The organism is Marinobacter sp. UBA2498 (assembly GCF_002341575.1).
GTDB lineage: Bacteria > Pseudomonadota > Gammaproteobacteria > Pseudomonadales > Oleiphilaceae > Marinobacter > Marinobacter manganoxydans.
The window spans coordinates 2,327-10,577 of the sequence record NZ_DDOI01000017.1 but is presented as its reverse complement, the minus strand read 5'-3'; the positions used below and the strand labels follow the sequence as shown (position 1 = coordinate 10,577).

Genomic DNA, 8,251 nt, shown 5'->3' with positions numbered 1-8,251 from the left:
GCCCCAGTTCTGGCCGCTGTCGTTGTTGGGGTTGAAAAAGTACACCCGCATCTCGTTCTTCGGGCTCAGGGCAACCCGCAGGATATTGATGGCGTGCCGGCCCACAAAGCGGGCGGCGCTGTCCGTAACGGCAATGCCCGCGGGCTGGGCATGAATGACCGGTATGTTGCCGTTGTAGAAGGGGTGATAGCTCGCGTAGAAATGCCGGATAAACCCCTCGTAGTCTTTCACCTCGCCGGTTTTTACGTCGGCGACCACGCGGAAGCCGTGGCTGACCCACCAGCCGTAGAATTCCGGGTTGATCCAGCGATGGGCGTCGTCGTCCCGGGTTTCACAGCGGCGCCACATCTCACCGTAGAGGCGATCGAGATGAGGGATGAGCACGAGCGATACCGGGTCCACATCCACTGGCGTTCCCTTAACCAGGCCCGGTTCCAGATCGCGGGAAGAAACCTCCTGGCCTTCAAAGCGGCTCAGCACTTCGTTGTCGCGTGCTGCCCAGGCCAGGACTTGCAACAGGTAATCCGCCTCGTTTGACGCCCACATGGAGAGGCCAATGGCAGACTGGCAGGTGGGGTTGTTGCCCTGACCAACGCCCAGCGGCTGGCCCAGCAGGTTGATAACCCCGGCCAGCAGGAATACCCGGGGTGGCCGGGCATCGCCGAACGCCTCTCTGAGAGCCTGATCGGTTTCCGCAGAGGGCTTCAGTTTGATTTGCCGCCACAGTGCCTGGGCCACAGAGGGTGTAAACAGCGATCCGCGCTCCAGCATCATGGTCAGGCCATAGACGGCCTGGCAGGTTTCCGGGTAGATGGCCTCGTCAATCAGGGCATGGACCAGATTGGTGTAACAGTAGAGATCGTCCAGCCCGGTCATGGTCAGCCCCAGTGTGTTGGGGATGAGATCGTCCTGGCCGCTGGCGCGCAGGAACCGGAGCATTACCGCGTGGTAGGGAGAGGCCAGGCCGGTGTCGAACATGCTGCGGGCAAAGTAGGTGGCCTCGGAGGAGAGCGCCACGTCGTCCATGTCTTTCAAACGCTGCTCGTAAACGGCAAGGCCCGGGTCTTCGGCGCTGGCAGGTGTGGGGGCAAAGAGGGCCTTCACCAGCCGCGTGGCATCGGCATTGCGTCCGGTTTTGATGTCGGGGTCGTAAAGGCACTTGGCGATCTGCCCGATCATTTCCCGAATACTGTCGACCTGCACCGGCCCCTGGTCCAGCAATCGCCAGACTTCCGCCACCAGGCTGTCCAATAGGCTTTCATAACCGAGGTGGGAGATCAGGTACCGATAGAGTTCCTGAACGATGGTGCCAAGTTGCTTGGGTCTTTCACGATCGGCTTCGGTGAGCTGGCCAGACAGCAGGTCCAGGTTTAATGCCATCACCTGGGTGAGAAAGTGGCGTGCCTGCTCAGCAGAAATTCCGGGATGGAAGTATTTGCCACGGGTGACGGCCAGCATGCGCAGTTCGCTGATCGCCTCGACAATGGTGGTAACTGCACCCGCCTCCCTCAGAGAGTGTTTGGCGAGCGCCGGTTGCAGCAGGGCTGGCCGGGCCCAGTCGCTGGTGCCGAAAATGCCAGCGGATTCGAGCGACCTTACGCGCCGGTAGATGGCGTCGAAGCCGCCTGGCAGCGTCATCAGCATCCGTGTGCGCTCCAAAAGACTGAGACTGGAGGCTTTGGGGTCCGATTTGCGGGCGCGGGCAAATTCTGCCAGCGCCATGTCGAATTGCATCAATGCCGACTTGAGCGCAGGATCTGCGTCTTGGCGCTCCATAGCGTTGGCTCCCTTGAGGTATTACCCGCCCTGGCGAAAACGTTGAATAAAGGCTTCAGACTCCGCGATTGACTGTTCCATATTGCGAATCAGGGAATCTACATCCTGACGGATGCTGACCAGTTCGTTTTCCAGCGAACCGATCGCCTGGGCATTCAGATTATGCTTAAGGTACAGCACCTGATCCTCAAATGCCTGCAGCACCGGTTCCATTCTGTCCTCGGCGTCGTGCATCCGGCTGATCAGCTGGCCGTACTGAACGCGGGTCTCTTTCAGCTGCTGTTCGCTACTGCGGCGCAGTGATGCGCTCTCGTACAGGCTGAGTTCGTCTTCCCATTCATCGAACAGGTCCTTGGCGACTTCTTCTACCTTGTCGATCCGGTCTCTAACCTCTTCGGCACTCGCCAGGCTGTCTTCGTAGGCATCGCTGATTTCGGCATATTGTTCCTTTAGCTCGGTGTCAGGCGTGTCCACCACACTCTGGAAACGCTCAAGCGACGAACGGAAGGTTTCCTGGGCGTCGTTCTGGCTGTCCCGGGCATCTTCAACCCGATCCACCAGGATGTCCCGCTTTTCATACCCGAATTTTTCCATGGTTTTGTAGTACACCGTGGAGCACCCGCCAAGGAGCACCGCGCTGAGCAATAGCACCCAGACACGTTGAAGGCTGATTTTTGTTTTCGAGTAGTCGGTTGCGGGGCTGGGCATAGGGGCGTCTCCGGTTGCATGCTAATCACAGAAGTGAAGCATGGCGGTGGAGCGCTGACAAGCACGTATTCGGCCTTGATTTGCTGGAGCGGAAAACGACAAACCCCGGCAAGTGCCGGGGTTTGTCCGTTCAACCAAAGCAGGGACCGTGGTTATTTCTTCAGTCCCATCTCCTCGATTGAAATCTCCCGCATCTTGAATTTCTGGATCTTCCCGGTGACAGTCATCGGGAATTCGTCCACGAACTTGTAGTTCTTCGGAATCTTGAAGTGAGCGATCTTGCCCTTGCAGAAGGCCTGTAGGTCTTCGGCTGTGACTGGCGCCGCGTCGGGAGCCAGCTTCACCCAGGCAATCAGCTCTTCGCCGTACTTGTCATCGGGAATGCCGGTTACCTGCACTTCTTCGATGGCCGGGTGGGTGTAGAGGAACTCTTCGATTTCTTTCGGGTAGATGTTCTCCCCGCCACGGATGACCATGTCCTTGATGCGGCCAACGATCTGGACATAGCCTTCTTCGTCCATGGTGGCCAGATCGCCGGTGTGCATCCATCCGGCGCTGTCGATGGCTTCGCGGGTTTTCTCTTCGTTGTTCCAGTACTTCAGCATCACGCTGTAGCCACGGGTGCACAGCTCGCCGATCTCGCCACGCGGAACCACGTTGCCGGTGCCCGGATCAACGATCTTGGTTTCCAGGTGCGGCTGGGTGCGGCCCACGGTGGTGACCTGCTTCTCGAACGGATCCAGGGAGCTGGTCTGCGTGGAAACCGGGCTGGTTTCGGTCATGCCGTAGGCAATCTGAACCTCTTTCATGTTCATCTTGCCGTTGACCTTCTTCATGACCTCTGCCGGGCAGATGGATCCGGCCATGATGCCGGTGCGCAGGCTGGAAAGGTCATAGGTCTCGAATTCCGGCTCGGCCAGTTCGGCAATGAACATGGTGGGCACGCCGTACAGGGCGGTGGCCTTTTCCTGGTGCACGGCCTGCAGCACGGACTTGGGCTCGAAGCCTTCGCCCGGATAGATCATGGTGGAGCCGTGGGTGATGCAGCCCAGGTTGCCCATGACCATACCGAAGCAGTGGTACAGGGGCACCGGAATCACCAGGCGGTCTTTTTCGGTCAGCAACTGGCTCTCGCCCACAAAGTACCCGTTGTTCAGGATGTTGTGGTGGGTGAGGGTAGCGCCTTTCGGGTTGCCGGTGGTGCCGGAGGTGAACTGGATGTTGATGGGGTCGTCAAACTGCAGTTCGCCCTGGCGTTTTACCAGATCGTCCTGGGACACGTCGCTTGAGAAGCCGAGGAATTCCTTCCAGGTCCACATGCCGTCGTGCTTGTCTTCGTGCACGTTGATCACAGCCCGCAGTTCCGGAACGTGGTCGGCCTTGAGCTTGCCGGGGGAGCTTCGCTTCAGCTCCGGGGCCAGCTCGTAGATCATCTCGCGGTAATTGGAGGCTTTGAAGCTGTCAGCCGTCACCAGGGTGGTGATACCAGCGAGGTTGAGGGCGTATTGCAGTTCGTGGACACCGTAAGCCGGGTTGATGTTCACCAGGATGGCGCCGACTTTGGCGGTGGCGAACTGGGTAACGGTCCACTCGTAGCGGTTGGGGGACCAGATGCCCACGCGGTCGCCGCGTTTGACGCCAATGGCCATGAAGGCGCGGGCGGCTTCGTCGACTTTTTCAACAAACTCTTTGTAGGTCCAGCGAATGTCCTGGTGCAGGCACACCAGGGCTTCGTTGTCCGGGTACTTCTCTGCGGTGCGGTCGAGCATTTCACCGATGGTCATGCCCAGCAGGGGCACTTCCGCGGTTCCGCTGGTATAACTTGGTAGAGTCTTGCTCATATCTCTGCCTCCATTGTTTTTGTATTCGAGGGCGAGCAGGGTGGTTTACCTGCTAGCGACTCTGACTGTGATATTCGGGATTCGGTTGCATATCGCTGGCAATTGCCACCCGGTTGGACATGTTGTAAAAACCGATCAGGTTACTGAGATCCCAGATGCCGCGGTCACTCAGACCGGCATCCCGCAGGGCCTGGATGTCGTCTTCGGTGACGGTGGCCGGCGAGCGGGTAAGGTGGGATGCAAAATCCAGCATCGCCCGCTGGCGCTTGTCGAGTTTGGCGCTGCGGTAGTTCATCACCATGTGCTCACCCAACTGGGGATCGCCGCTCAGGACCCGCACGGCGGCGCCGTGAGCAACCAGGCAGTAGAAGCATTTGTTCTCGGAGGAAACCACCACGGCGACCATTTCCCGCTCCAGTTTGGAGAGTTCGCTCTCACCGAGCATAAGCTCGTTATACAGGCGGGTGAAACCGTCCAGCTGTTTAAGGTTCTGGCTGTAGGCGGTGAGTACGTTCGGGATCATGCCCAGTTTTTCCTGGCAGATCTGGAAGTACTTCTGGGTGTCTTCCGGCATGTCTTTGATCTCCGGGATGGGGAGATCGAGGGCCACTACGTTTTTGTTGCTCATTCTTGGGCTCCTAGCCTTCCTGTTTGGTGCTTTGGCGGGCGGGAACAGCTTCCCAGGACACGCTGTGAATACGTCCGTGTACGCTTGACTGCAGCATCCATGCTGCAGACAGTCCTGGGAAGCTGTTCCCACCCGCCAATTTGATCATTGGCAGTTGCCGCCTAGTGCCTGGCCGACTTTTGAGCCGTTGTGGCGATTCAGTTGGCTGCATATCCAGTCGCCTGTGGCGACAAGCTTTTCCAGATCGACGCCGGTTTTGATGCCAAGGCCGTTAAGCAGGTATAGCACGTCTTCGGTGGCGACGTTGCCCGAGGCGCCTTTGGCGTAGGGACAGCCGCCGAGGCCGGCGACGGAGGCATCGATGACGCTGACGCCTTCTTCCAGCACCGCGTACAGGTTGGCCAGTGCCTGGCCATAGGTGTCGTGGAAGTGGGCCGCCAGCTTTTCCATGGGCACGTGGGCAGCGACGGCTTCGAGCATTCGCTTGGCTTTGATCGGGGTGCCCACGCCGATGGTGTCGCCCAGAGAGATTTCGTGGCAACCCATTTCGTACAGGGCTTTGGCCACGGTGGCCACCTGTTCCGGGGCGATGTCGCCTTCGTAGGGGCAGCCCATGACGGTGGAAACGTAACCACGCACTGGGATGCCGTGTTTGCGGGCTTCTTCCACCACCGGGGCGAAGCGTTCGAGGCTTTCGGCGATGGTGCAGTTGATGTTCTTTTTGGTGAAGGATTCGGACGCGGCGCCGAACACCGCCACTTCGTCGGCCTTCGCCGCCAGTGCCCCCTCAAACCCTTTCAGGTTCGGGGTGAGGGCGGAGTAGCGAACGCCAGCCTTGCGATTGATGCCGGCCATCACCTCGGCGGCGTCGCCCATTTGTGGCACCCATTTCGGGGACACGAAGCTGGCGGCCTCGATGTGGCTCAGGCCGCTGTCTGCCAGGCGGTCGATCAGCCCGGTTTTGATGGCGGTGGCGATCACCGGGCCGGGCTCGTTCTGGAGTCCGTCCCGGGGGCTCATCTCAACCAGGCGGACCTGTTTGGGAAAGGCCATTAGCCTGCCTCCTCTTGTTTCGCTTCTGGGTCGTTCACCTCAATGGCAATCAGTTCGGCACCTTCGGAAACCTGGTCGCCTTCGGCGAAGAAGATCTCGGTGACCACGCCGTCGGCCGGGGCCTTGATGGCGTGCTCCATCTTCATGGCTTCCATGATCACCAGGCTCTGGCCGGCGGTGACCTTGTCGCCGACTTTGGCCTGCACGGCGACGATGGCACCGTTCATGGGCGCGGCCAGGCTGCCTTCGCCGGCCATTTCCTCGAAGCCGTAGCTTTCCTTGTACACGGTGCAGTTGAAGGTGTCGCCTTCGTAGAACAGCACCAGCTGGTCGTTGTGCAGGTTGCCGTGGATGCTGATGCGATGGCCGTTGATGACCGCCTGCAGGTAGTCGTCATCCAGACGGGCAGTCAGGTTGTAGACGCTGTCACCAACGAATACCTGATAGCGGTCATCACGCTCCAGTACCTTCAGGTCGTGAATCTCGTCACCGACCTGCAGTTGCAGCGGCTGGGCGTATTCTGAGTTCATGCGCCAGCTGTTCTGGCGGCCGAACGGCGACCAGGGGTCGGTGCTGACCACTTCACGGGATTTGCGCTGTTCCAGAACAAAACCGGCGGCCAGTACCAGGGCTTTATGGGTATCCAGCTTGGATTTCGGGAACAGCAGTTCCCGGTGATCGTCGATAAAGCCGGTGGTCAGTTCCGCTTCCCGGAACGGTTGGGCGTCCGCCAGGGCGTGCAGGAACCGGATGTTGGTCTTCACGCCCGCGATGCGGTAGTGCTCCAGGGCCTGAACCATGCGGTTGATGGCCTGGTCGCGGGTTTCGTCCCACACGATCAGCTTGGCGATCATGGGGTCGTAGTGGATGCTGATGTCGTCGCCTTCGGTCACGCCGGTGTCGACGCGCACATGGGCGCTTTCATCCGGGGTGCTCAGGTAGCGCAGGTTACCGGTGGCCGGCAGGAAGTCCTGGTCCGGGTCTTCGGCGTAGATCCGCGCTTCCAGGGCGTGGCCCCGGGTTTTCACCTGGGACTGTTCCAGCGGCAGGGCATCACCCCAGGCCACTTTCAGCTGCCATTCCACCAGATCCTGGCCGGTGACCATTTCGGTAACCGGATGCTCGACCTGAAGGCGGGTGTTCATCTCCATGAAGAAGAAGGAGCCGTCGACGTCGTACAGGAATTCAACGGTGCCGGCACCCACGTAGTTAATGGCCTGGGCGGCGCGCACGGCCGCCTCACCCATGGCCTTGCGGGTTTCTTCGCTCAGGCCCGGGGCCGGGGCTTCTTCGAGGACTTTCTGATGGCGGCGCTGCACGGAACAGTCACGCTCGGCCAGGTACACGCCCTTGCCTTCCTGGTCGCAGAAGACCTGGATCTCCACGTGCCGGGGCTGGGTCAGGTAACGTTCGATCAGCATGTCCGGGTTGCCGAACGCGTTCTGGGCTTCGCGCTTGGCAGCAGCCAGAGCATCGTCAAACTCGCCCATGTTGTTCACGACGCGCATGCCTTTGCCACCGCCGCCGGCGACAGCCTTGAGCAGCAAGGGGAAGCCGCATTTCTCGGCTTCGGCCCGCAGGGTTTCAACGGACTGGTCGTCGCCGTGGTAACCGGGCACCAGGGGTACGCCGGCTTTTTCCATGATGGCCTTGGCCGCAGACTTGGAGCCCATGGCGGCAATGGCCGAGGAAGGCGGGCCAATGAAGACAATGTTGTTGGCTTCACAGGCTTCGGCGAATGCGGTGTTTTCAGAGAGGAAACCGTAGCCCGGGTGAACGGCCTGAGCGCCACTCTTCTTGGCAATCTCAATGATCTTTTCAGCCCGCAGGTAGCTCTCGGAGCTGGGCGCGGGGCCGATGTGGAAGGCTTCGTCGGCCATGGCCACGTGCCGTGCATTGGCGTCGGCCTCAGAATAGACGGCGACGACGCGAATGCCCATGCGGTGGGCGGTTTGTATGATCCGGCAGGCGATTTCGCCCCGGTTGGCGATCAGTATCTTGCTGAACATTGTTATTCTTCCTCCGGAACCCAGTTGGCCTTGCGCTTGTTCAGGAAGGCGCTGAGCCCTTCCTGCCCTTCTTCACCCACCCGGATATCCGCGATGCGGTGTGCGGTGTCGTCAATCACGTCGTCGTTGATGGGCTTGTGGCTGACGGCGAATACCAATTCCTTGGCGGCTTTCATGGCCTCGGGCCCGTTCATGGCCAGTTGCTGGAGCATCTCGTTGCAGCGGGCTTCCATGGC

The 8,251-nt window shown here is 60.0% G+C and carries 6 protein-coding genes and 1 pseudogene; all 7 read right to left on the bottom strand.

The window, feature by feature from the left end; genetic code table 11:
• Positions 1–1,776: hypothetical protein (locus B2W52_RS01790; RefSeq protein ID WP_286801066.1), on the bottom strand; the 1,776-nt coding region annotated here is incomplete at its 3' end.
• Between the two features lie 21 nt (positions 1,777–1,797).
• Positions 1,798–2,484, bottom strand: a complete 687-nt coding sequence (locus tag B2W52_RS01785) for a DUF2959 domain-containing protein (protein ID WP_273070808.1) — start codon at positions 2,482–2,484, stop codon at positions 1,798–1,800.
• 152 nt (positions 2,485–2,636) lie between these two features.
• Positions 2,637–4,325, bottom strand: coding sequence for an AMP-binding protein (locus tag B2W52_RS01780; protein ID WP_081449819.1), 1,689 nt, complete (start codon positions 4,323–4,325; stop codon positions 2,637–2,639).
• 52 nt (positions 4,326–4,377) lie between these two features.
• Entirely contained in the window at positions 4,378–4,953 is a 576-nt protein-coding gene (locus tag B2W52_RS01775; protein WP_008170617.1) for a peroxidase-related enzyme, read from the bottom strand.
• Between the two features lie 144 nt (positions 4,954–5,097).
• Positions 5,098–6,006, bottom strand: coding sequence for a hydroxymethylglutaryl-CoA lyase (locus B2W52_RS01770; protein WP_008170614.1), 909 nt, complete (start codon positions 6,004–6,006; stop codon positions 5,098–5,100).
• Entirely contained in the window at positions 6,006–8,015 is a 2,010-nt protein-coding gene (locus B2W52_RS01765) for an acetyl/propionyl/methylcrotonyl-CoA carboxylase subunit alpha (RefSeq protein ID WP_273070807.1), read from the bottom strand. The genes B2W52_RS01770 and B2W52_RS01765 overlap by 1 nt, the downstream gene beginning before the upstream one ends.
• A gap of 2 nt (positions 8,016–8,017) precedes the next feature.
• Positions 8,018–8,251: pseudogene (locus B2W52_RS01760) on the bottom strand (gamma-carboxygeranoyl-CoA hydratase); the annotation flags it as partial.